Genomic DNA, 24,934 nt, shown 5'->3' on the forward strand with positions numbered 1-24,934 from the left:
ATAGCGCGGCACCTCAACCTAATCTGCAGGGGTTCCCTCCAGAGCTTCACTGCTCGGGGAATCCCGGCGGGTTAGGTGCCCCTCATATCATTCCGTCAAAAACCGGTACAATACAGGGTACACACCTTCCAGAATGCGGCATCGCCTCCGCGCGAATAAGGTACGAACCGCGCGCCGCACGAACCAACCAAGGCAATCAAAGGAATATATTGTGACTAATGGTCATGAAGTGAACCCCCTCAGGGATACTCGCGACCGCCGCATTACCCGCATTGCGGGGCCGTCCGCGCTCGTCTTCTTTGGCGTGACCGGCGACCTGGCCCGCAAGAAGCTGCTTCCGGCAGTGTATGACCTCATGAACCGCGGTTTGCTCCCGCCGAGCTTCGGCCTCGTCGGCTTCGGCCGCCGCCCCTGGAGCGATGACGACTTCCGCGCCTACGTGCGTGAATCCGTTGAGGCAAACGCCCGTACCCCCTTCCGCGAGGACGTGTGGAACCAGTTCCAGCAGGGCATGCGATTCGTTGAAGGTGCCTTTGACGACGACGCAGCCTTCGAAAAGCTCAAGAGCACCCTCACCGAACTCGACGAGCGTGGCGCCCACGGCAACCACGCCTTCTACCTGTCCATCCCGCCGAAGGCATTCGAGCAGGTTCTCACCAAGCTCGCCGAGCACGGCCTCGCATCGCGCGATGAGGATACCGTCAACCCCGTCGACGGTTGGCGTCGCGTGGTCATCGAGAAGCCCTTCGGCCACAACCTTGAGAGCGCACGCGAGCTGAACTCCATCGTGGAGGCGGTCTTCCCGCCCGATGCTGTGTTCCGCATCGACCACTACCTGGGCAAGGAAACCGTGCAGAACATCCTTGCGATGCGTTTCTCCAACCAGATGTTCGAGCCGCTCTGGAACTCCCACTACGTGGATCACGTCCAGATCACCATGGCCGAAGACATCGGCATCGGCTCCCGCGCAGGCTACTACGACGGCGTGGGTGCAGCCCGCGACGTCATCCAGAACCACCTGCTACAGCTGCTCGCCCTCACCGCCATGGAAGAGCCCCTCAGCCTCGACGCCAAGCACCTGCGCGCCGAGAAGGCAAAGGTCCTCGAAGCAGTCCGCATTGACGACCTGCCGAACTCCTTCGCGCTCGGCCAGTACGCCGCAGGCTACCAGGGCGGCGAGCACGTCAACGGCTTCTTCGACGAAAACGACATCCCCGCAGACTCCCGCACCGAAACCTTCGCCGCGCTGAAGGTCTCCATCGCAAACCGCCGCTGGGAAGGCACCCCCTTCTACCTGCGCGCCGGCAAGCGACTGGGCCGCCGAGTCACCGAAATCGCCGTCATCTTCAAGAAGTCCTCCGACCGTCTCTTCGGCGAACGTGAAAACCCGCAGGTCGGCCAGAACGCCATCGTTATCCGTGTGCAGCCCGACGAAGGCATGACCATCCGCTTCTCCGCGAAGGTGCCCGGCACCCAGATGGAAATCCGCGACGTCAACATGGACTTCGGCTACGGCCACTCCTTCACCGAAGAGTCCCCCGAAGCGTACGAACGCCTCATCCTGGACGTTCTGCTCGGTGAGCCGCCGCTGTTCCCCCGCCACGAAGAAGTTGAGCTCTCCTGGAAGATCCTCGACCCCTTCGAAGAATACTGGGAAGAAAACCGCATTAAGCCTGAACCCTACGAGTCCGGTTCGTGGGGTCCGCGTTCGGCACACGAGATGCTCGAACGCGACAACCGCGCTTGGAGGCGCCCGTGATCTCGCACCTGCATAACACCACCGTTTCCGCCATCAACAAGGAGCTGAGCCACCTGGCGGCAGCCAACGGTAGCCTCAGCAGCGGACGAGTACTCACCCTCGTGGTCCTCGCTGAAAAGGGCCACTCCCGTGAAGCAATGCGCGCGGCAATTCGTGCATCCCACGAGCACCCGAGCCGCATTATTGTGCACATCTCCCACGACCCGCTCGACCCCGACCAGCTGGATGCAGAAATCCACCTCGGCGGTGACACCGGCGCGTCCGAGATGATTGTTCTGCGCGGTTGGGGTAGCGCATCCCGCCCGACTGAGGCGCTAATTTCCGGTCTGCTGCTACCGGACTCCCCGATTGTGGTCTGGTGGCCGCACTCGGTGCCGGAGAACCCCGCACAGCAGTCCATCGGTCGTATCGCTCAGCGTCGCATCACCGACTCTGCGCGCGCAGAAGACCCGAAGGAAGCTCTCAAGCACCTCGCCGAGGTGTACCGCGCCGGCGACACCGACCTGGCGTGGACCCGCCTCACCCTGTGGCGCACCCAGCTGGCTGCGCTCCTGGAGCAGGTGCCTCCCTCCCCCGTACGCCGCGTGGTTGTGTGGGGTTCGAGCAAGTCCCCGTCCGTGGTACTGCTCGGTACCTGGCTCGGCTGGAAGCTCAACGCACCCGTGCACCTCGCCACCATCGGCGCGGCAAACCGCGGCCTGTACCGCGTCAGCATCGAGCGTGAAGACGGTTCCGTGACGATGTTCCGCCCCGGTATTTCCGTGGCGACCATTTCCACCCCGTACGCGCCCGATCAGCAGATTGCGCTGCCGGTGCGTACCCTCGCCGAGTGCATCTCTGAGGAGCTGCGCCGCCTCGACCCGGACGACACCTACGGTGACGTGCTGAAGCAGGCGCTGCGCACCGTAACCCTCGTGGACGATACCTGCCAGCCTGAAGACATGCTGGACCTCGAAGAATACCCGGAGGTTTTCGATGCCTAAGATTCAGAACATGGGCGCATCCACCCCCGTCCTGGTGGCGCACCCGACCCGCGACGCTCTCGCAGCGGACGCGGTGACCCGCATCCTCGACATCATTGAGCACGTGCTCTCTGAGCGCACGATCGCCCACATTTCGCTGACCGGCGGCACCATGGGTATCGCCACCCTGAAGGCGTGGGCCGAGAACGAGCGCGTGAAGGATATCGACTGGTCGCGCGTGCACTTCTGGTTCTCCGATGAGCGTTTCGTGCCCGAGCGTAGCCCCGAACGTAACGACGGTCAGGCTATTGAGGCACTGCTCGCTCCTCTGCTCTCGCACGGCTTGGTTGTGGGTAACGTGCACCGCATGGGTCCGTCCGATATTTTCACCGGCCTTGAGGCTGCCGCCGAGCACTACGCTTTTGAGATGCGCGACTACGCTGGTTCCGCGCCGGCTATGAGCGTGCAGATGCCTGAGGGCGCAACCGAACTGCCGCTGGCTGGCGGTCACGGTGGCGGCGCAGGTCACGAACACGGCGGCTCCGGCGGCTGTGGTTGTGGCGGCGGCGGTTGCGGTTCGTCCGCTCCTGAGCAGTCCATCGAAGAGACCACTCTCGAAGACTTTGACGCTGAGGCTGCTGAGGCTTCCGAATCCGCCGGCGGTTGCGGATGCGGCGGCGGAGGCTGCGGTGGTGGCGGCCAGTGGCCCGCACCGGTCTTTGACATCACCCTGCTGGGTATGGGTCCGGACGGCCACATCGCGTCCCTGTTCCCGGGACGTAAGCAGGTTCTGCTGGGTACCGGTCTGCCGGAGGATCCGGTTGAGGGCGGTAAGGCTGTGACCGTGATGGTTTCTGATTCGCCGAAGCCGCCGGCTGAGCGCGTGTCGGTGACCCTGCCGATTATCAACAATTCCCGCAACGTCTTCTTCCTCATCACCGGTGAGGATAAGCAGGATGCGACCAGCCGCCTGCTGGCTGGTGCCAAGCTGGACGCTGAGGACCTGAATGCGGAGCTGCTGCTGGAGACCCCGGCGGTGGGTGCGCGCGGTAAGAAGCAGACCCTGATTTTTGCTACTGAGGAGTCGCTGGCTCCTGAGAACCGCCCGTAAGGTTCGGTTCTGAACTGCACTGGATAAAGGGTGGAGCCCCGGATAGGTGACTATCCGGGGCTCCACCCTTTTCTATGCCGCGCGCTACTTCTCAGGGGCGGCAGGATTCTACGGTTCTTGCTCCTTACGAAGATTCGCCCGCCTCGAAGCCCACGTACAGCGCCGCCAGCGACGGAACCGTCGCCTCCAGCACCTCCTGCGCCTCCTCGGCGGTCGGGACGAGCTTCGCGCCGGTCAGCTGCAGGTACTCGCGCACCGTCATCGGCTGCGCCCAATCAAAGTGCTCACGCACGGCGGTAATGTTCGCGCCGGACTGCAGCACGTTAATGCCGCGGGCAAGACCGATATCCGTCACCTTCACGATAGCGTCAGTCTCATCGGGAATGTCGTACGGGTCGCGGTTCTGCAGGTCCACGATGAACGGCAGCACGCCGCGGCTCTCAGCGCGCAGGGCGAACTTGGTGTGCACCTGGCTCACCTCGTGCACCTCACCCACACCCACGGCGGGCACCACCATGAAGCCCGCCTGCAGGTCGTTCACCGCGTCCAGGGTACTTGTCTGCCCGAAACCTGAGTACAGCTGCACCACCGGCACGAGGTAGCACACCTCCGCCTTGAGCGCCTTGCGAGCCTCAATGTCGATGTACTCCCAGGCGCCGCCGGTACCGTCGGTAATATCGCCGGAGTGGTGCGCGTAAATGGCGCCCTGGCTGTTCTTCACGGTCTGCGACCAGTAGCTGATCTTGTCCATGTAGTTGCCTTCGGCGTCGAACATCATCAGCGACAGGTCAATGTCCACGCCCTCATCCCAGAAGCAGAAGAGGCGAATCACGCCGGTGGGCGGCAGGTGCACCGTGGAGGTGTTGTAGCGGCCCATACCGTCCAGGGAGGGGCGGGCGCTGCGGGTGTTCAGCGGCATGACCATGTCCCCCACCTGCTCGGGCAGGTAGATGCTGGTCTCGGCAAGGCGGCCGGACAGACCAATCTCAACCAGGCGTTCCAGCAGGTCCAGCACCGCCGGGCTGTACTCGCGCGCCGGAATCATGGTGGCGATGCCGGTCTTGGACAGGTTCATGCGCTGCGGGGCGGCAGGCTGATCCTTCTGAGCTGATGCCTTGCGGCGCTCCTCGCGCTGGCTCGCGGGGCTCTCGGAACCGACCGGAATGGACGGTAGCGGGTTCTCCGGACCGGAATTATCCCCGAAGAACGAACCCAGCGGGTTCGGGATGCCCGCGTTCTGCATAATGTTCTGAACCCTGGCGACGCCTTCCGGGTTGCGGCGCGCGTAATTAGCGAGCTCCCGGTCCTCCTGCACCGCAACCGGGTTGGCGGGGCGCGCCTTCGGCGGGTTCGCGAGTGCGTTGCGCTGCAGGGTCACCAGGTTGCGAATCTGCACCAGGATGGGCGCGGAAACGCGCGGCGCCACGGCGGCGAACGCGTCAAAGATGACCTGCTGGCCGGGGCTCGGGGCGGTGTCGATACCATAGCGCGGCGCCTCAAAAGCATCCAGGGCACGCACCAGCTGGCGCGCAAACACACCCGGACGCGTGGACAGCAGACGAGCCACGTTCTGGGCATCCCGGGTTGCGTAGGCGCGGTCCACCAGCGACTCGAAGCTGTACACCTCACCGCGGTACAGGTCGTCAGCCCAGCGGCTCAGCGCGGTCAGTGACGGGTAGTCGCCGGGGTGAATCGCCTTGACGAGGCGCTTGTACATTTCGGCACCGGGCGCGCTGTCGTAGCGGGCACCGACCGGATCAGCCTCAATGATGCGATTGAGCAGGTGCGCGATGCGGGTGCGTTCGTTGCGGCGCAGCTTCAGGCGCGGCGCGGTGCTCAGGCTCAGGTCGCCCACCGTGCCGTTGAAGCGCAGGCGCGAGTAGGCGGCGGCGAGGGCGAGCGCCTCCTTCATGGTGTGCAGACGTTCGGCGTCTTCAGGGTGCAGGCAGGCGGCGATGAACACGCGGTTCTCGCGGCTGCTGTTCTCCGGTCGAGCTGCCGGCAGCGCATCATGCTGCGCGAGGAAGCGGCGCAGCGCCACGAGGTCGCGCTGGTCGGTCTGGTTGTACGCCTGCTGCTGACCGAGCAGCTGCTGGTAGAGGGCGTCCGCCATGATCAGGGCGTTCTGCACGCCGCTGACCATCTGCAGGGGGCGGCGATTGCGTTCCATACCGATGAGGTTGGTGCGGCTCAGCGGCTGCTGCCACTCGTAGGGCACGTAGTTCTCGGGCAGACCGCCAACGATGCGCTCCGTGCCGTCCGGGTTGTAGTACGGGTTGGAGAGGTAGTGCATGATCTGCTCGGTGTAGCGCTGCTCCTCGGTGAGCGTCAGGGCGCGCAAATCAAAGTCGCGGCGGAACACGCGGCCGGGGCGGTACCCGTACTCGTAGGACCAGATGGTCAAGAACAGGGCAAATTCGTTGGTGCTGACCTTCAACGCCTGGGCGAGGGATTCCTCGCTGAGGGTCAGACCGCAATTGCTCAGGGCGGACACTCGCCCCAGGTCGGTGTCGAATACACCGGCCTGGTGCCGCTCATTAATGCTCGAGTAGTTCGAGCGGTAGTAGGGGCCGTACAGGTCGGTGAAGACGTACACGCCGTAGCGGCGCATCAGGATGAGGCGCACGAGGGGGCTGAGGCCTTCGGGCGCTTCGCCGTGAAGGTATGCGGATTCGTTGAGGTAGGGTGATTCCTGCAGGTAGGGGGATGCGTCGTAGGGGGTAGTCACGGGTCGTCCTTTCCGTTGGTCTCACCCGACTGTCACCGTCGGTGGTGTGTTTATGTTCTTATCGTAGCGGCGTGGGCGCGGGTTGTCGTTGCGTTTGGTCATCGGTGACCTGCGGGGGTGCGTATTCGCCGGGAAACAGGCGGTTACGTCATTCCGTGCGGGGCTCGCCAGTCATCTGCGCCCCGTCATCGCGGTGGGAACGGCGGTTAAAAGAAAAATGGCGGGAAGCGAAGAATCCGACAAATATAAGAAAAAGATATTTCAGAAAGTAGGACTCTTCATGATCCGCCATTACCTATAGAGTACTCCCGCCCCGCGACGGTGGTCAAGCCGTTTCGTCACGGGGCGGTGAGTGCGGTTGGGTGCACGAGGTTTCGTGCACGAGGTTGGGTACACAGGGTTGCGCGCGTAGGGGGGGGCAGATACGGCGGCGCAGTTACGGGGTGCTCCCCTATGACTCCCCTACCGTGATCTACCCTTCAGTGCCTGCCGGTGAGGTGCCTCCGCCCGAGGTGTCTCCGCTCGAGGTTTCTCCACCCAGCAGGGCGAGCGCAGCTTCGCGGGCGGCAAGCGCCTCTTCGGTCTCGCGGGCAGGCACGGCGGCCAGGGCGCGTAGTGCCTTCGCCATGACTGTGGAGCCCTTCATCTTCGGTTCCAGGACGGCGGGAATCTCAACCGGCGTGCCGTACAGCTCGGCAAGCTCCACGGCAAGCTTCACGATGGGAGCACTCTGCCTCACCTGCGGGAGCACCGGAAGAATCTGGCGCACCGTCTGGAAGATAGACCACCCCGCCAAGGGGCTCAGCGAAGCGGCATCGTTCAGCGTCTGCACCAGGCGATTCGCCCCGAACCAGCCATGTTCCAGCAGGTACCCGAGCTCGCGGGCAAAAAGGTGCGCGTCCCAGTTGCCGCGGTCTATGAGGAACGCAATAGTCTCCGCCGTCAACGCACGACGCTCCGGGGCGTATACTACAGAAGCCCACGCCAGGAAGTTATACGACGGCACACCCAGAGCACGCTCTGCCGCACCGAGCGCCTGCATAACCTCCTCAAAACCGTGAAGGCGAGAGAACTGATACACGCTCAGCAGCGGCTTATACTGCGCAGCCAGGAGGTCCGGGTTGTGGCGCATCGCCCAGGCGTACCAGCCACATACTAGGGCAACAGACGACACCTCGGCATGTTCCAGGGAACGCCCCGGATACTCCACACAGGCACCAGCCACCGTGTATGCCGCCGCCGTGAACGTACTCCGCTCCGTGGCTAGCTCCTCCCCCGGCACCTGCCACAGCTCATAGGTGGAATCATTCACCTCATACTCGCCGTGCAAAACCTTCGGAAACGCCTCACGGTACGACTTGAAACGAATCACCGTGCGCTCAAAAGAACGCTCCACCGCAGGCAGCGGCTCAGCCAGCAGAGGCGCAAAGCCCTGCCCAGCCGCACCCTCGCTACTATAGGGCTGATCCCCGAACGCAACACGAAGCTGCTCGTGGAATAGTGCCGTGGGCGAACGGTACGCCCAATATTCGCTACCCTTGCGCGGGTACCCCCTAAAATGAAAATCAGCACCCTGAAAACGGCCCGTGTGCTCGGCAAGTGCCGCTTGCGGGTCAGGGTCTGCGGCGTGTACATGCTGGACCAGCAGCCGGTAGGCGAGGTAGCGCAATTGGTCGCAAACGTCATGCCAGGTACGGCTCAGGTAGCGGCGCAGATGCTTCTGAAAAGCGGGACTGAACTCGATGATTCGCCCCTCCTGATGCGCCCGGTGCAGGTAGCTCAGCAGCGCCGGAATGCAGCGGACAGACTGCTCCCTCTCATTGAGGTGGTAGAGGGCGAACAGCAACTCTTCGCAGTCTCGGTCGTCCCGAATAGCGTCCCGGGTAGCCTCGGATGCGCGCCCAGCCTGCGGCGCCGCGTTGAGGGCGGCGTTCAGCTCAGAGGCCGAGAACCCAAGGGCAGGGACATCCGGGATTTGCACGCTACGGGGTTGCTGATCTGATGCGGCCTGATCTGAGGCGGGCTGAGTCGAGCTCGACTGAATCGAACTAGGCTGTGCTGGCGCAGTGCCGAGGCACAGCTTCCTGGCGCGGTCCTTGAGCTCCAGAGGAAGAACCTCCACAGCATCCTGCACATAGCCAGAGACCTCAGCAGCACGTTCCGGCACCGCCCGAACACTCAACTCAAGCACCTTCAAACCGGCGGTCATCAGCTTCTTCTCACGCCGGAACAGCAACTGCGCGGCGGCAGGTAGCGCCTCCACCACCAGGGTTTGAAGCTCACCAGCAGTCAACGGCACCTGACCGGCGGGGGCAGAACCGCCAGAGGGCGCGCAAACCTGCAGAATACTCTGCAACATCTGCGCACCCACAGCAGCCGTGGTCGCCACCGGCGAAGCCAACAACGCCGGAATCAGCGCCCCGAGCCGAGCATAGGATTGCGCCTGAGCCGCCAAAGCCTGCTGACGTTCAGCACCGCGCAGCCCCTTCGGAACCGCCGTCAGAGCCTCAAAGGCACGCGAGAAAACGCGGGCGTTCTGCGGCGCATAATCACGTAGCAGCGTCTGAAGACACTCCTCCTCAATCCGAGCACGATACTGCGGAAAATGCTCCGCCAAATACACGAGGAAATCATGACCGCAGATGGTCAGCTGCGCATCATAAATAAACCAGATCGCTAGACCATTCGAGGGCAAGGCACCCTCCACGGTAAACAGCGCCCAGACTTTTTCCCAGTGTTCCGGGTGCTCCCTGAAAAAATCGGCAATCGCCTCATCATCCATAGAGCGCATAGAACGACCCGGCACTAGGCGCCACAGGAAATTCTGCAGGTATTCGGCACTCCACGCAGGCACCGCGGGATGCACACCTTCAGACACTGCAATAGGCACAGTATTAGGCATCGCTCTCCCCCAGCAGGGCGAGCGCAGCTTCGCGGGCGGCAAGCGCCTCTTCGGTCTCGCGGGCAGGCACAGCGGCTAAGGCGCGTAGTGCCTTCGCCATGACTGTGGAGCCCTTCATCTTCGGTTCCAGCTCGGCGGGGATTTCGACAGCCACACCGTATAGTTCGGCAAGCTCCACGGCAAGACGCACATAGTCGCCGCCCTTCGTCAGCCCATCAACCATCGGCAGCAGCATGCGCAGAACCTGCAACACACGCCAACCCGCCAGCGGACTAATAGCCGACACCTCACGCAGGGTCGCCACCAGACGATTCGGAAGAACCATCCCGTCCTCCAGAGCCCACTTCAGGGTCTCCGCGAAGGTTCCTGTATCCAGCAGGCCCGCCTCAAAGAGTGCCGCAATGGTCTCTGCCGCCGCCAGACGGTACTCAGGATTCTTCGCGCTCGCCACGTAGCCGAGCAGAGTGCAGGTCGGGGCGCCCACCTGCACGGTGGATTCCCTCAACGCGCGCATGAGTACGGGAATGGGGGTGACGGTCTTCTCCTCAACGCACTCCGAAGCGGCAAACAGGAAGTATGCAGAGAGTAGGTCCGGGTTGTTCTGAAGCAGCCAGGACGCCCATTCGGTAAGCGCCGTCATGAAGTCGCCCTGCCAGCCGTACGATTCAGAAGCATTCGGCAAAAAGGTGAAGGGAATGAACGCGGTGTTCAGTACCTCGTAGGCGATGGTCTCCTCGGGGCTCATGCTAGCGGTTGCGTGGCTCAGCGCCTCGCGCGCCTCATCCACGGTATCCGTGATATCGCTCTCGACCTGCCACATCGGTTCATGACGAACAAAGTCGGCGGCAACAAATTCTCCGGTGGGTTCTCCCGCTTGGCTAGCTTTACGGTATTCCTCAACCTTGCTGTCATTAAGGCCGGAATAGTAGAGGCTCCAGGGGATATCCAGGGCAGAAACAGTGCGATAAGTCCAGTCGCTGTAGGTAAGCTGACGGGCGGGTAGTGGTGCGCTCAGCAGGCGCACCGTGCGACCTTCTGTGTGGTACTCTCCCCCGGCGGCGACGGCACGCATCTGCTCGCGGAAGATCTTGTAGAGGTCACGGTAGCCTTCTAGCGACGTGTAGCCAGGGTCCCAGAGGTGGTGCTTATTCTGGACGACCAGGCGCACCATCTCTTCTGTAGAAATGAGCTTGCTATGGTCGCTGGAGCGCCGCCATATCAGCTGGCTACGTTCAAAACGCTGCATGATCGAAGCCATTTCGGAAATTTCCTCAGACTTGTATCCCGCGGCCTCGGCGTTAGCTTCCAACACGGCGCAGAGCGCAGGCATGTACGCGACGTTGTTGTAGCTGTAATGGTCAGCAATTTTGCGCAGGGTACGAAGCTGCTGCTGTTCCGCCGGTGCCAGCTTGTCGGTCGCGGCAAAGTGGTAAAGACGAGCCAGGTTCTCTCCCCTAGTGCGGGGAGATTCGTCCCCGGTAATTCGGCCGGAGGTGGTATTCGACTCCTCCGTGATGAGAGTGCAGAACTCGTTCAGATCCGCAATGGGGGTGAACGGCTCATAGCGCGGGGTACCGGGCAAGAGCACCGGCGGTACCTCTACGGAGGCGCCCGCCGCCGCCTCTTCCGCCTGGGGTAGGCGGTCTTCGGGTAGGCAGGCTTCCGCGGCACCGCGCAGTTCCAGGGGTAGCACCTCGTAAGCCTCAAGGATGCGCTCAGCAACGTAGTTGGCGAGCGCCAGCTGCTCGGCGGTTTGTGCCTTCTTGCGCTTGGCTTTGCTCAAACCGGCGTATTGGGTGGCGATGAGCTTGAGCAGGCGCAGGGCGCCGCGCTGAATCTTCTTTTCGGTGCGGTAGAGGTTCGCGCCGAGTGCGTCGATGAGCTGTTCCAGCTCAACCTGTTCGAGCGGTGCCAGCTCTGCGTTTTCGTTCTTCTGCAGGGCAGCGGGTGCGCAGGCTTTGAGCACGTTCTGCAGCATGGTCTGGGCGAAACCAACCGATGCGCTGGGCTCTGCGGTGAGGACAGCCATAAGCTGCGCGAAGCGTGCCCGGTTTTCTGCGTCGGTGGGCTGCAGGTCGGTGTAGACGGAGTGGAACGCCGCCGAGTTGAAGGCACTGAAATCGCTGGTCAGGCCACGCAGTAGGGCGTCCAGAATCTCGTCGCGAATGTCGAAGTATTCGCCCATCAGGCGGCACAGTTCGGCGCTTTCGCCCATGTAGTTGCCGTATCCCTTGAAGAGCACCCCTTCGGTGCGGAAGACAGCCCAAAACTCCTGGTCGAGCAGGGTCATATCGCGAGTGAAGAAGGTTTTGAGCTGGGCGTGATTACTGGCGCTGCCCTTCTTCACGCAGGGCAGGGCTTCGTGCAGGAAAAGGACCAGGTATTCGGGGGCATCGCAGCTCAGGTTTCGGGCGCGAAGCAGCGTGTAGCAGGTTTCCCAGATCTTCTTCGAGCGCGCCCAAGAGTTCGGGAGGCCCTCAATAAAACGCAGAATCCACTCCTCGGGGCGTTCGGTGGCGCCGAGCAGGAACGCGTCAATCAGCTGCTGATCGGGTTTACCTTCCCAGAGCAGGGTGCGCATGGCGCGACCGGCGGAGCGGTGGTATTCCCACGGGTCGCCGTCGGGGGTGCGCACGAGCGCCCCGGCAACGTATGCGGCGAGCGGGGTGCGGTTAATGTAGTCGCTACCAATCACGCTCCTGGGGGTGAGGGTTCGGGCGAGGGAGGCGCGCTCCTCCTCGGTGGCGCCTGTGATGACGGCGTGGTATTCCTGCACGTCAGTTGATTCTGCCGCCATGAGGGCTTTGAGGGCAGCGCGGCGCTCTTCGAGAGTGCGCTCATCTGCGCTGTGCTCGCTAGGGTTATGCGGCTGGGCGGTATCAGTCATTGGTACCTGCTTTCAGAGTTGATGGTGAATGGTCGTAAAGAGTCAAACGGAGGCGTTGAACGGGCGCGGGGGTTGAGCGGTTAGCCCTGCACCTGGTTGAGGATATTCCGGGCGTACCGCGCCTTCTGCGAAGAACCGGTCAGCGTACCCAACCAGGCACGCAGCGGCTCATCCACGAGCTGTGCACGGGTGGCGGAGTCGAGAGTCGCCAACGCCTGGCTGAAAGCGCCCAGCAGCTTACCGAGCGAGTTCGCCCCGGTATCCAGATGCGGTATGAGGCGCGCGAAGAAGCGCACAGCTGCCCGCGCATCCAGCTGGGCGAAGTCGGTCAGGGCGAGCGCCCAACGGTTCAGCATCGCCAACGGTACAAAATTCACGAAGCCTGCCGTGGCGTCCTCAAGGCTGAGCTGGTCGTCCAGCGCGCGGTGCATGATTTCCACGGCGAGGGAACGAATTTCGACGCGTTGCTCCGAGAAACCCGCGGCGAACACGAATGCGCAGGCGGGACCCCACCCGCCGGGATGCGCCGCCAAAGCCAGGTAGAGCCCGCGGTCGAAGGCGCTGTGATCCAAGGTGTACCAGTTGCTGCTAGCGCAGTAGAAAGCCAGCGGTTCTGCCCGCGCCGGGTAGAGCAGGGCGTACTGTCCTTCTTCGTCGTGGTGGGCGGTGGCGAGGCCACGGAAAGCGTTCAGCTCGGGGGTGGAAGCACCGTGCGCCACCCCGTTCAGCTGAAGGCCCCAGCTTTTTTCCCGCTGGGTTACCGTGATGGATTCCAGGTAGGGGTTGACGCGCCCGGTGGCGAGGGTGCTGTCGAGGGCGGAGCGGAGCACGCGAATCTGGGTAGGTGCAGAGCGCGGAGCGTCCTCCTGAGCGTTCTTCACGTATTGCTCTTCGAGGCTTTCAAGCAGGGTCAGCGCCTCAGCGCGGCGGCTCTGCGCCTCCTGCCGCTGCTCATCGGTAGCATACGGAGGCAGAACCTCCGGCACACGCACACGCAGTAGCGCCGCCGTGAAATCCGGGCGCAGGATGGGGGCTCCATCAGCCAGGTTCTTGGCGTACCGGCGCACCAGGGTATCCGGATACACCCACCCGCCGAGCAGTTCAGGGGTGGCGAGCGGCGTGTAGCTCTGGCTGCTCTTCAATACGCCGAGGGCGTCCTTGAAGCCGGTGCTGAAGAACGCGGCGTGACGGGAGTACATGTAGTGCAGGTTCGGCACCGTACCGGGATCTTCCCTCTGGGTCATCTCCGATGCCTGCTCGCGCTCACGCAGCTTCCCGGCAGCGGCTAGAACCGTCAAGTGCGCGCGCATGTCGAACCATGTCAAACCCCAGTGGTTCAGCTTTTTCAGGCAGAGGGGAACAAGCTGTTCGAGCAGGTTCGGGCTCTGCGCGGTGCCGTCGGCGCTGAGCAGGTAGGCGGTGAGCAGTTCCAGCTCCAGCTCACATCCGGCGTGCGTTTCGGGCTGGTCTGCTTCGTTGAGCGCGTCGGGGGTGGCGCAGGGCGCGACCTGGTGGTGCAGGAGCGCACGGGCGCGTTCTTGCACGTCGGATGCGGTAACGGGGCGCACGGGGGTGTCCCAGTACCGGTGGATTACGGCTCGGGAGGCGGCGAGCGCCTCCGCGGCGGCATCAATGCCTGTAGCTTCGGTGAGGGCGCTTTCCTCACCGCTCCCCTGACCATTCTCCGGGTCGCGCGTCTCTTCAAGCAGCGGCGAGCCATCTTCCTGAATCTGCGCCACAACAAGCGGATCCAGCTGGGATCGGTAGTCGCGGTAGAGTTCACGGGCACGCTCGGCGAACACGATAGTCTCGGCGCTCGCATCGTCTGCGGCGCCCGCCTGCACCCATTCTTCGAGGTGCGTGAGGGCGGCGGCTTGAACCTGCGCGTGGGTGTGGCTGAGCGCCATGACCACAGCGTCTTCGCAGGCGGCAGCGTCGAGGATGCCCGCCCGGTAAAGCGCCTGGAGCATGGTCAGGATTTTGAGTGCGTTTGCTTTGGTTCCGGCGCATACGGCGGGTGCCGCGTAGGCGAATGCGGTAGCATCCAGCGCCTGCGGGTTTTTACTCCAGAGGCGGTGAATATGCTGCACTCCGAGGGTCACGCTCGGGCCGATGGGCGAGGAGAAAAGCGTCAGAAATTCGCTCTGACGTGCCGCGATTTCTTCGGCGGTGAGTTTGAGTCCGGTGACCAGGCGTGAGAACCAGCCGACCCGGTACGCCGGAAAGTCGCTCATGAGGGAGCTTAAGAGCGCGTCAATGAGGCGGTCACGGCTAATCAGCCCGGTTTCGGTGGCTTCGATGAGGGCGCAGGACCAGCCGGGGTTGTTGACCTTCTGTGCGGGCTTGTAGGAGTCGCGCTGGGTGAGGGATACGTCCCGGTTGCCTTCGACGGCGAGCATGCCCCAGATGAGCTCTTCACGCAGTTGCTGATCTTCACGCAGCAGCGGGAGGATCAGCTCGCGGTCGCAGTTGATGAGGGCGGTGTAGTATTCCTCGTTGTGTTCGAGGCGCGCCCCGCCGTAGAGCTCAGCTAGGCGCATGGCAACGCCTCCGGTGAACCAGCCGAACTCTGCGTAGGCTTTGACGCGGTCCTGCGTGACGGTTCCGGGCGTGTTTTTACCGAGCTGGGAGCCGTAGGGGGTGGTGGTGATGTCGAAGTACTGCCAGCGGCGGTAAATCTGTTCGAGGGTGCCGCCGACCGCCAGGATGTTGGCGAGGTTGCGGTTGAAGTGCATGATGTCGCTCCAGGTTTTCTGTTGCCTGAGGAGCGGGTAAATGACTTCGCCGGGGAGCGGCTCGGTGATGACACCTTCGGGGAAGGTGTGCGTTTCGGGGCGTTTGCTCATGGTGGTCTTTCGTGAAGAAGCTGAGGGGAACTTTTGGGGCGTCGTCTTTTAGCGCGGTACGTGGTGTGCTGGGGTGTGGTGCGCCGGGGCGTTTACCCTAGCCGGCGGCGTGTTCGCGGTAGAGAATGCTAACCGCCAGGGCGTGCTTGCAGGGGCCGCGCGTACCGCGGTACTTCAACCACCAGGGGCAGGAGCAGAGGTACCCCTCCACGGCGTACGGGTCGGCGGGCAGCACCACGGTGTACGTGTTCTCACCGCTGCGCACGCTGTACTCACCGGTGCCGTGCTCCCCCGCCCCGACCCGCTCAATAGCGCCGGAGTCGGCAAGCTTTTTCGCGCCGACCAGGCGCGGGTGCATGGCGGTCAGCGCCTCCGGATGCACGGGCAGCGGGCGGTGGAAATACTCGCCAGCATGCGCGTCAAAACCAACCTGACCGGAGGAAGCCAGCAGGGCGAGGGCGTCGCGGGTTGCCGCCTCGTCCAGGCCGGCGCGGGCAGACATGACGGGCACGTCAATGCGCGGCTCGAAGGAGAGCAGCACGCTGAGCATGTCGGCGTTCTGGGCGGTGTTCGGGTTAGACAGCGCCTGCAGCACGGACCCTTCACCGGAGAACCCGCGTGACTTTTCGGGGCTCAGACCAATGCTCAGGCGGGCGCCGGGCAGGTGCGCCACCCACACGCTGGGCACGGGCGCGTTACCAGCGGTCACGGGCTCACTGTAGGCGTCCAGGCGCTGAATGTGGCGGATGAGCGGCTCAAGCACGCGCAGACGCTCGGGGCCCGCCACGCATACTGATCCGGCGGTGGCGCGGGTTGCAAGACGCAGGGAACGCACGGCGCGGGTTGCCCACAGCACCGCCTTGGTGCTGGAGTTACGCGGCAGGGAGTGGATGAAGGTTCGGGCGGCGGCAGCGTCCAGGCTGTGCACGGGGCTCATGCGGGATGAAAGCATCTGCGTTTCTGCAAAACCCTTAAGCCAGCGGATGGGCAGCGGCACTTTTTCTTCCATGACGGAGCCGTCAAGGGTCGTGGTGAGCAGCCCATCGTCGCCAACGTTCAGGTGGATGGGCTCCCCTGCCCTGAGGGAGGCGAGCGCGGCACGCAGGGGCGGGTTGACGTCTACGTTGGTGACGCCTACGGCGCTGTGGCTGGCGTCGAGTGCGCTGGAGTCAACGTCGAGGCGCGCGTACACTCCGCAGCAGGCGCTGAAGGATTCGAAGCGTAGGCCTTCGGCGGTGCTGGTGACGACGGGGTCTGCGGCGCGTAGGGCTCCGGCGAGGGAGCTGGGCGGCACGTAGAAGCGGGTGCGGGCGACCCTGGCGACGACCAGTAGTGCGGTGGCGTAGACGTCTGCTCGTTCGAGGAATCCGGAGAAGAAGTACGGGTGGGAGGCGGCACCTTCGGGGGTGCTGCCGCCGCTGGTGGCGAGGCTGAGCGCGCGGGAGTCGGCTCCGTCGATGAGGGCTGACGGGGCGGTGTACGTGTAGTCGAGGGTGTAGGCGCTCATGGCTTCTTTGCCTTTCGTATGTGGTGTATACGTCCTATCATGCCGTAAAGATTCGCGCCCCGCTACCGCTTTCGTCATTGCCGTTTGGTGCATAAAAATCCCCGGCATTCTCGGTTGAGAAGTGCCGGGGAGAAGCTCTATTGGCTCACCCTTGATGGGGTGGGCGCGGGCTCTAGCTAGAGGCTCTGGCTAGACGACAATCTGGCCGTTGAAGCGCATTGCCAGGCCGTACAGGACCACTGCGATAACCCAGATGACGATCACGGTGACGGTCAGGCGGATCAGGTTCTTGGACGCCATACCGGAGGAGTTCAGGGAGTTGGTCATACCGCCGCCGAACATGTCGGAGAGGCCGCCGCCCTGACCGCGGTTGAGCAGCACAAGCATCACTGCGATCACGCTGGTGATGGCGATGATGACCATGAGTACGTTCATGATGACGTCCATGGGGACCTTCCTTCGTTGTCTTCTGGTGGGGTGCCTGGGCTGCGGGGCGCAGACAGACGGGTTTAACTATACGCTACAGCCGCCTTTCGGTCACGTTGAGGCGGCTTTTTACGCGGCGCGGTTGCTACGGCGCTGGTATTCGCTGGGGGTCAGCTGCAGGGCTGCGGGGCGGTCGGTGAGCACACGCTGGGCGGTGAGTTCGTCGCCTTCGGTGTCGTAGGCGCGCACGTATCCGCCGTCGATGAGGTAGTAGGTGAACTGCTGTGCGGCTGCCCAGTAGGCGCCTCCTTCAGCGTAGAAGCCCTGGTCTACCCAGTCGCGCAGGGTGAGGGTCACGGGGATTTCCGGTGAGGAGGTGCGGCTGTAGAGCTGGTCGAGGAACTGGTCGCGGCGGCTCTCGAAGTACTGGTATTCGGGCGAGGGTTCCCGATATTCTGCGCCGCCTGCGTAGCCGATGTTGCCGCCGTCATTACCGGGTAGGCGCGGGGCACTCACTTTGCGGTTGCGCAGGTAGCTGTAGAGAATCATGCCGACGAGGGCTGCGACGACCAGGGAAAAACCAAAGCTGAACATGCCGTTAAGTGTACGGGGCGAACCGCGGGGTCGGCGTATTCTGGGCGGGTTTTGCGGTTAGGGGCGAACGCGCCCGCCTCCTACAGTTGGCTCATACACCAGCCTCTACGCCCGGCCCTTGCCCCCGCTAGCTCGGTGGCGGTTAAATGGTTCAGCGCCCGGTCGGGTGGGTACCCGCCGGGCGCTGTAACGCTATGAGACGCTATGGTGCGTCGGGGTTTTATGCGTCGAAGCGTGCGATTGCTGCGAACTCGTCAGCCTGCAGGGATGCGCCGCCGACGAGCACACCGTCCACGTCTTCCTTGCCCATGATGGAGGGTGCGGAGGAGGACTTGACGGAGCCACCGTAGAGAACGCGGACCTTCTCTGCAACGTCTGCGGAGTAGAGCTTAGCGATTTCTGCGCGGATTGCTGCGGACATTTCCTGTGCGTCGTCTGCGGTTGCGACCTTGCCGGTGCCGATTGCCCAGACGGGCTCGTATGCGATGACGAGGGTTTCTGCCTGCTCTGCGGTCAGACCTGCGATGGAGCCGCGCAGCTGCTCGAGGGTGTACTCGACGTGGGTGCCTGCTTCGCGGATTTCGAGGGGCTCACCGACGCAGAGGACGGGGGTCAGGCCGTGCTTGTATGCTGCCTGGACCTTTGCTGCGCACAGCTCGTCGCTTTCGTGGTGGTAGGTGCGGCGCTCGGAGTGGCCGACGAGCACGAAGGTTGCGCCGAGCTTAGAGAGGAATGCGCCGGAGATTTCGCCGGTGTATGCGCCGGAGTCGTGGACGGAGAGGTCCTGGCCGCCGTAGAGGATGTCCAGCTTGTCGCCTTCGACGAGGGTCTGCACGGAGCGGATGTCGGTGAAGGGCGGGAAGACGGCTACTTCGGTTGCGGAGAAGTTGAAGTTTGCGTCGTCGAGGGTCCATGCGAGCTTCTGGACGAGGGTGACTGCCTCTGCGTGGTTGAGGTTCATCTTCCAGTTGCCTGCGATGAGGGGCTTACGCGACATAGTTCGCTCCTTAGCTTTCCCGCGCGGTATGCCGTGCGGGGTTGTTGTTCGGAATTTTCCTTTTCTATTTTAGAGGGTTGGCGGTATATTTTCACTGGTTCGGCGCGGTTTTATGCTTCACGTTGACTATTTTTCACCCCGCGTTCGCTGATCGTGTTGAGCCCGGATACGAAGTACCGGCAGGGCGGAGCTTAGGGGGCTCTACCCTGCCGGTATTCTGCCGGTGGTGTTTGTCTGCGGTGTGTTAGTAGCGGCTACCGGTAAGAGATGCAGTCAGACAAAAAATGATGATGGTGATAATGATCGTATCGAGTGCCATCGCTCGTGCACATTTGCCGAGAGACTGTGCCCAGGGTAGCTTGCGAGTGGCGATTGCTTCGGTGATCCAGGCGACGAGTGCACAGTATGTGAACGCAATGCACGCCCAGATAATGATGGTCATGATAATCAGCCGGGGCGCGTTAGGACCTGTTGTATACGTCAGGTACAGCCACATTAGAGGTATCCCGCCGATAGACACCCCAAGCGGAACCGCAGCCGGGATACATACGAGTGCATACAGACCCATACGCTTGGGCTCTGCGGGCGCGGGGGCTACCGCCTCGGCAGCAGCTGCGGAGGCGGTGCCTACTAGAGCAGGGTCTTGCTCGGGGCTCTGGATCGTGGTTGCGGTAGGTGCCGCAGTGGCTTCTACCGCGGTGCTTTCTGCAGCGTTGTTCTGCACGGTATTTTCCTGTACAGCGTTGCTCTGCATAGCGTTACTCTGCGCTGTATTCTCCGGCAAGTGGCTACCCTGCACGGCGCTAGCCTGCATGGTGCTATCCTGCGCGGGTGCGCCGGGGTTCTGGGGCGACTGTTCCATATGTCTCCTAGGGTGGTTGGTGTGGTGTGGTTATCGGTGATGTCGTGCGGGTACCGGGAAGGTGGGTTCTTAGACCTCTAGCCCTTCGAGGGAGAATCCCGGAGGGTACAGCGGCGTGGCGTCCTTATCGTCTTCCACCAGCACCCAGCGACCGCGCAGGTGCTCCGCGCAGAGGAAAGCGTACTCTTCCTCGCCGGTCTTCAAGAACTTATCGATGGGTAGCTTCTCCCCCGTTTGAGGTACGTAGAAGACAGCTTCATCACGAATACGTCGCCTTGCCTGGTATTCGCTGATATTGCGACCGTTCTTTTGGCGTCTACCGATACCTGGAATTGTGACTTGCACACGATACACGTCCTGACTGGCGATAAGCCAGCCGCGGTTTTCCCGATACAGCCGAAAAAGCTCCGGAGAAATAATCTCTTCGGGGTTAATCACTTCAGAGAGCGGCTTAGTATCCCCGGTGTAGTAGAAATAGTTCAGAGCTGCGTAAAAGTACGCCTGAAAAATATAGAAACCACCGCGGTTATATTCGTTCATTCCCGGTTGCAGAACTGGGTAGGGTACATTCTGGGCGGCATGCTCTTCGGTGGCGGGCACGTACCTGCCGTTGCGCTCGTAGGCGGTATAGACAAGCAGACCAGTTGAATCGCCCTGCTTGGCAAGCCCATCAAACTTCTCTTCAGGTTCCAGAGCAATCAGTGCCCTATCTCGCTTGAGAAGGCGCATTTCCTGCTTTTCCTCATTGGTGGCGAGGATACCGGTCTTTCGACCAACGAACAGAGCGCCGAGCGTGCCCACGCCTGCTACAGCGAGGGCACGACGAGAAAAACGGGGCTTCCGCGGCTCCTGCTGATGAGCGAGTAGCTGACCAGACGGTGCCGGATGGGTTTCCTGAGAGAAACCCTGCTGGGTGTTCGTCTCCTGTTCCTTGCGTTGGGGTCCCATGGTTATGCCTCCTTTTCAGGGATGAAGTGGATGTCCCATCCAGGATCGAGGAAACGCGAGCGCAGAGTGCCGTGGATTGCTCCGTCGCGGAGGAGTCCGCGCGTATCAAAGTCGGTGATGGGCTGTAGCTGCCCGGTGTCTTTCCGGAAGACTTTTGCTTCGGGGAGGATGTCGAATTTGACGTTCCAGTCGAAGATTTTTTGTTCTTCGTTATGGATGCGCGGCTGCGCTTCGAGAATGTGCATGGTCAGGATTTGTTGGTTGGGGGTAATAACCCAGCCTTTTCCGTCGTCAAAGATATCTTGGATGGCGGGGAAGAATAGTTCTTCGGCGGTCATTGCATATTCGAGGCGACGCGAATCGGATGCCAAAAGCATATAGTTTTGGCATTGATAATAGTAGATATTATAGAATTCCAAATCAGCGGACGTTAGAAATTTACTAAACGTATAGCTGTAATCTGGCGGCGGCGCAGAATATGCAGGGTGTTGCTGGTCTGCTGGGGTGTAAATTCCAATCATGTCAGTATCGACAAGATGGTATGCACCCCTATAGTCCTCTTGATTGAAGAATTTTTTAGTCCACTCCGGGTCGACAGTCATTTCTTCTCCTTCCTAAAATACATCTCTCATTACCTAACGCTAATTTGAATTCATGAATCTATTTCGTATATCCAGCAACAGAAGCACCCTTAGGCAATAAGAGATCACCCTGCAGATTTTCATCAACGCTTACCCAACGTCCATCCAAAAACTCACCGTAGAAAGAAATGCTTGGGTGTCGGTCAGTATGAAACATATCTCGAAAATATTTCACTTCGCCGGTATCGCGATACACAAAATAGGCATCTCCATATATCGATAATTCCGTCTGCATTTCATAGACTTTACGTCCTTGAATATTTCGCTTGCTATATCCGGGAGTTTCCACCATATACGATTCGATTTCTTGATCCGAAACAATCCACCCCTGGTTACTGACGATAAATTCGTACACATTAGAAAAGATAACTTTTTCGGGGTCAACAATCTTTGCTAGGGGCTCAAGATCACCAGTCAAATACCCGTAGTTCTTTGCGGCGTTATAGTAAGCGAAGAACAAGTACATACCTGAAATATCGTATGTATTCATCTTCTCGCGGATAACCGGATAGGGTACATTCTGCGCGGGGCTCTCACGGGTTGCGGGAACGTAGACACCATCTTTTCGATATGCGGTGTACACCAGCCGGCCAGATAGACCCGCTGTAGCATTCTTAAGGCTTTCCTCTGCAATTGTTGTTGCAGGCTCGGCGGCGGCTAGTGCTTGGTTTCGCTTCCATGAGGCATCTTCTTGCGCGATTCGCTCGTTTAGCGAAGCTTTCCAGTTTGAGCCAGCTACATACAGACCCGATGCTGCGGCAGTGCCTACTACAGCAGATCCCAGTAACAGGGCACGACGAGAGATTTTGGGGTTCTTTTTCTGCTCTGATGGGTTATTGCCGGTTGAGGATTCCCGAAGAGCAGGGGTGTTATTGTTTTCCTTCACTGTTTTCCTTTCCTTTAGTTCCCCTGCACTGGGCCATATGTGGGGGTAAAGTTTACTTCCCACTTGGGGTCCAGGAATCGACACACCATAGTTCCGTAGATGGACCCACCTGTAACAATGTTGCGAGTGTCAAAATCAGTAATCGGGTAGAGCTTTTTCTCCCCCACGATAAAGATTTTCGCCTCTGGTTTCAGGTCGTATCGAACGTTAATTTCGCATACGTGATTTGCTTCATCCACAATACGGGGCTGAGGTTCAAGAATCGTGAAATTAAGAATTCGCTGGTTTGGGGTAATGACCCAGCCACTAGCGTTGTCGTAGAGTTCTTGAATGGTGGGGAAGAACAATCCGCCTAACATATTTTCAAGATGAAGTCGTCGCGAGTCTCCGGATAGAAGCATATAGTTCTGATAATTTGCATAATAAGTGACCGCGATATTCATGGAAGAAGCCGTCATATTACGCTCGTATGTGCTGTTGTAGTATGGCGGCGGCGCTGCGTATGCGGGATGTTCTTCCGTTGCTGGTTCATATATGCCGATATTAAATACATTTTTCGGATCATTGATTGCCTTGCGGTAATCATAATCGTCATGGAATGGTTTTGCATAGGCATTGTGCTTCGGAGAAGCGCTAGCTGTTGCCGCAGGGGTTTCTTTTGAGTTATTCTCTTTGCTTTTTGGTGTGGATGAGCAGGCACTCAAAGCTAAGGCGCTACCAACGCCAAGCACGCCCTTCATAAACCCTCTACGGGAAGTAGGGTAAATAATACTCACAGCAATAATCCTTGGGGTTACATAAATTTTCTACATTTGTTGGAGTTGAAATATCTACTGCATCAACTTACGAAGAACATTCATTGTTCAGACAACAAATGAGATTATTAAACGAATACATACCTTTAGCGAGTCAGCATCTGACTTGTCGGCGTTAGATGCTTGAGCCGCATCGTGAGAGCCGCGTTGTAAGAGCTTCAGCGCACTCACCTTGAAAAGGCACAGGGACGGCGTAAGCCTGAAAAGTAACCATATATTTAGCTTCCGGAAGTTGAAGTTGATGTGACGGTGAACGAGCTTCCTCGCTCACCCTTCAAGGTAACACACGCACCCTCTGCGCACGAACTCAGCAGGACGGATCCTGCCTCCCATTGCTTCCACCTCCCCCCAGCCAACCGCGAAGAGCCCACCCGGAAAGTCCAGCAAGAAACCCCCGCCAGCACAGCACCGAAAGTACTGCCCGGCGGGGGTTCCTAAAGAAGCCACATAGAGAAAGCTACAGCTGCCCAAATCCTCGCGGGTAGATCGGCTCGTAGGTGTTACGGTTGCTGTAGCCGTCGCGGTCAACAACAATCACCCACTGCCCGCGCAGATGCTCCACAGCCAGCGAGAAACGCCCCAGATACCTCAAATATTTGCGGATATCCTGCTTCTCTCCCGTCTCCTTAACGTAAAACGCAAGGTCCGTAGCCTTAGTCGTGTACAGGGTACTCACCAGGATATTTCGACTCGTATTTTTAGCCTTTTCACCCGCAACAAGATTATCAACAACATTGGCGTTCAGCACATTCTTATCAGCCGAAATAACCCATCCGCGCTTCTCCCTGTACAGGCGAAGAATTTCGGGGTGTAGCACCTTTTCGGGGTCCGTGACCTTAGAAAGAGGCTCCGTATCGCCCGTGTGGTAGAAGTAGTTCATCGACGCAAAGAAGTACGCCAAGAACGCGTACAAGCCGCCGCGGTCGTAGTTATCCATTCCGGGCTGCTGAATAGGGTACGGCACGTTCTGCGCCACCTGCGCCTCGGTAGCAGGAATGAAACGCCCCTTACGTTCGAATGCCGTGTAGACGAGCGGCCCGGAGGAAGGCCCCAAGGTACGGAGCTCATCGTACTTCTCCGTGGGTTCCATGCGCACAAATTCCTGGTCACGCTTCTTATCGGTTTGAGGCTCCGAACCCATCTCGTTGAGCAGTTTGGTACCCCAGCCAAAAGCTATCGCGACGAGGGCGGCACCAGCGAACACGCCAGCCCGTATAAACCTGGCGCGAGATATCACACGCCTCATGTACGCTCGTTGCTCGTTATACCCGGGTCCGCCGTATCCGGGTCCACCAAAGTTATTCGTCATGTTGCTCTCCCCTCCCCTAACTCAAACTATTTTCTGAAATGAATTGGACGGGCCTCCACTCATTCGTGAATTGTGTGCGTAGAGCCCCGTGTATTGCGCCGTCACGGATCAGGCCGCGCGTATCAAAATCGGTGATGGGGTACACCTGGTTCGTGTCTTTGCGGTACACCTGAACTTCGGGAAGAATATCGAACCGCACGTTCCATTCCACAATTTTTAGCGTCTCGTCGATGAGGCGCGGCTGCCCCTCCAGCAGGTTCATGGTCAGAATCTTGGGATTAGGAGTAATGACCCAGCCCCTGCCCTCTTCGTAGAGGTCCTGAATGGCGGGGAAGAACATTTCTTCGCTGATATTGTCCATCCTCAGAACTGCCGGTTCGGAGGCGAGAATCATGTAGTTTTGGCAGGCGTAGTAGTAGCCCAGGTAGGGGCGCAGGTTTGACACCTCGTAAGCACTCGACGTGTACCTCACCCCCGGTGCGGGTGCCGAGTAGGCGGGGTGGTCCCGGTTTGCGGGCGTGTAGGGCCCGATCACGTGGTCGGCAACATACGGGTATGTTCCGGTGTAGTCTTTTTCGTCAAAAAGCGTTTGAGCGTTTACAGTCATTCTTTCCCTCCCTGGATTTCCGTATTCACAAGCTATCGAGTTCACGAGCCGCTAAGTTCGCAAGTTGCCGAGGTGGTTCTGGGCTGCTCGCGGGCGGCTAGGCTCCTTCACCCGTCCGCCTTTGTTTGTCCGTCTTCGCTTGTCTGT

General features: G+C 60.5%; 18 protein-coding genes. 3 read left to right on the forward strand and 15 right to left on the reverse strand.

Annotation, left to right across the window (positions count from 1 at the left end; all coding sequences use genetic code 11):
• Positions 1-211 precede the first annotated feature (211 nt).
• The 3 genes from zwf to RQ593_RS05905 are packed head-to-tail and all read left to right on the forward strand — an operon-like array spanning position 212 to position 3,832.
• Complete coding sequence (zwf, locus tag RQ593_RS05895; protein WP_311450073.1) at positions 212-1,759, forward strand: glucose-6-phosphate dehydrogenase; 1,548 nt, start codon at positions 212-214, stop codon at positions 1,757-1,759.
• On the forward strand, positions 1,756-2,742 hold the full coding sequence (locus tag RQ593_RS05900) for a glucose-6-phosphate dehydrogenase assembly protein OpcA (protein WP_311450074.1): 987 nt from the start codon (positions 1,756-1,758) through the stop codon (positions 2,740-2,742). Before zwf ends, RQ593_RS05900 begins: the two co-directional genes overlap by 4 nt.
• A complete protein-coding gene (locus RQ593_RS05905) occupies positions 2,735-3,832 on the forward strand; it encodes a 6-phosphogluconolactonase (protein WP_070643238.1) in 1,098 nt (365 codons plus the stop codon). The genes RQ593_RS05900 and RQ593_RS05905 overlap by 8 nt, the downstream gene beginning before the upstream one ends.
• Before the next feature lie 124 nt (positions 3,833-3,956).
• Here the strand turns inward: RQ593_RS05905 and RQ593_RS05910 are convergent, their stop codons facing one another.
• From RQ593_RS05910 to RQ593_RS05980, 15 genes are all read right to left on the reverse strand, one after another.
• Positions 3,957-6,560 carry a hypothetical protein gene (locus tag RQ593_RS05910; protein ID WP_311450075.1) on the reverse strand — a complete coding sequence of 868 codons (2,604 nt, stop codon included), beginning with the start codon at positions 6,558-6,560 and terminating at the stop codon, positions 3,957-3,959.
• 472 nt (positions 6,561-7,032) lie between these two features.
• Complete coding sequence (locus RQ593_RS05915) at positions 7,033-9,462, reverse strand: DUF6493 family protein (protein ID WP_311450076.1); 2,430 nt, start codon at positions 9,460-9,462, stop codon at positions 7,033-7,035.
• The gene (locus tag RQ593_RS05920; RefSeq protein ID WP_311450077.1) at positions 9,455-12,349 is read right to left on the reverse strand and encodes an endonuclease; all 2,895 of its coding nucleotides are present in this window, start codon (positions 12,347-12,349) and stop codon (positions 9,455-9,457) included. Before RQ593_RS05920 ends, RQ593_RS05915 begins: the two co-directional genes overlap by 8 nt.
• 80 nt (positions 12,350-12,429) lie before the next feature.
• On the reverse strand, positions 12,430-15,195 hold the full coding sequence (locus RQ593_RS05925) for a DUF6493 family protein (protein WP_311450078.1): 2,766 nt from the start codon (positions 15,193-15,195) through the stop codon (positions 12,430-12,432).
• A gap of 97 nt (positions 15,196-15,292) precedes the next feature.
• Complete coding sequence (locus RQ593_RS05930) at positions 15,293-16,702, reverse strand: SWIM zinc finger family protein (RefSeq protein WP_303975027.1); 1,410 nt, start codon at positions 16,700-16,702, stop codon at positions 15,293-15,295.
• Positions 16,703-16,891: 189 nt separating this feature from the next.
• The gene (gene secG, locus RQ593_RS05935) at positions 16,892-17,149 is read right to left on the reverse strand and encodes a preprotein translocase subunit SecG (RefSeq protein ID WP_005506130.1); all 258 of its coding nucleotides are present in this window, start codon (positions 17,147-17,149) and stop codon (positions 16,892-16,894) included.
• Positions 17,150-17,257: 108 nt separating this feature from the next.
• Positions 17,258-17,722 carry a hypothetical protein gene (locus tag RQ593_RS05940; protein WP_311450079.1) on the reverse strand — a complete coding sequence of 155 codons (465 nt, stop codon included), beginning with the start codon at positions 17,720-17,722 and terminating at the stop codon, positions 17,258-17,260.
• Positions 17,723-17,942: 220 nt separating this feature from the next.
• Positions 17,943-18,719 (reverse strand): triose-phosphate isomerase, encoded by a 777-nt coding sequence (tpiA, locus tag RQ593_RS05945; RefSeq protein ID WP_005509126.1) that lies wholly within the window; start codon positions 18,717-18,719, stop codon positions 17,943-17,945.
• A gap of 244 nt (positions 18,720-18,963) precedes the next feature.
• Entirely contained in the window at positions 18,964-19,581 is a 618-nt protein-coding gene (locus RQ593_RS05950) for a histidyl-tRNA synthetase (RefSeq protein ID WP_311450080.1), read from the reverse strand.
• 69 nt (positions 19,582-19,650) lie between these two features.
• Positions 19,651-20,529: a DUF6318 family protein gene (locus RQ593_RS05955; protein ID WP_311450081.1), complete on the reverse strand. Its 879-nt coding sequence runs from the start codon at positions 20,527-20,529 to the stop codon at positions 19,651-19,653.
• Between the two features lie 2 nt (positions 20,530-20,531).
• On the reverse strand, positions 20,532-21,131 hold the full coding sequence (locus tag RQ593_RS05960) for a DUF6318 family protein (protein ID WP_311450082.1): 600 nt from the start codon (positions 21,129-21,131) through the stop codon (positions 20,532-20,534).
• 58 nt (positions 21,132-21,189) lie between these two features.
• Positions 21,190-22,056, reverse strand: coding sequence for a DUF6318 family protein (locus RQ593_RS05965; RefSeq protein ID WP_304192696.1), 867 nt, complete (start codon positions 22,054-22,056; stop codon positions 21,190-21,192).
• A gap of 14 nt (positions 22,057-22,070) precedes the next feature.
• On the reverse strand, positions 22,071-22,832 hold the full coding sequence (locus tag RQ593_RS05970; RefSeq protein WP_311450083.1) for a DUF6318 family protein: 762 nt from the start codon (positions 22,830-22,832) through the stop codon (positions 22,071-22,073).
• A 496-nt stretch (positions 22,833-23,328) separates the two neighbouring features.
• Positions 23,329-24,075: a DUF6318 family protein gene (locus tag RQ593_RS05975; RefSeq protein ID WP_311450084.1), complete on the reverse strand. Its 747-nt coding sequence runs from the start codon at positions 24,073-24,075 to the stop codon at positions 23,329-23,331.
• 121 nt (positions 24,076-24,196) lie between these two features.
• The gene (locus RQ593_RS05980) at positions 24,197-24,787 is read right to left on the reverse strand and encodes a DUF6318 family protein (protein WP_311450085.1); all 591 of its coding nucleotides are present in this window, start codon (positions 24,785-24,787) and stop codon (positions 24,197-24,199) included.
• Between the last annotated feature and the right edge of the window lie 147 nt (positions 24,788-24,934).

Origin of the sequence: uncultured Rothia sp. (genome assembly GCF_963507905.1) — a bacterium.
GTDB lineage: Bacteria > Actinomycetota > Actinomycetes > Actinomycetales > Micrococcaceae > Rothia.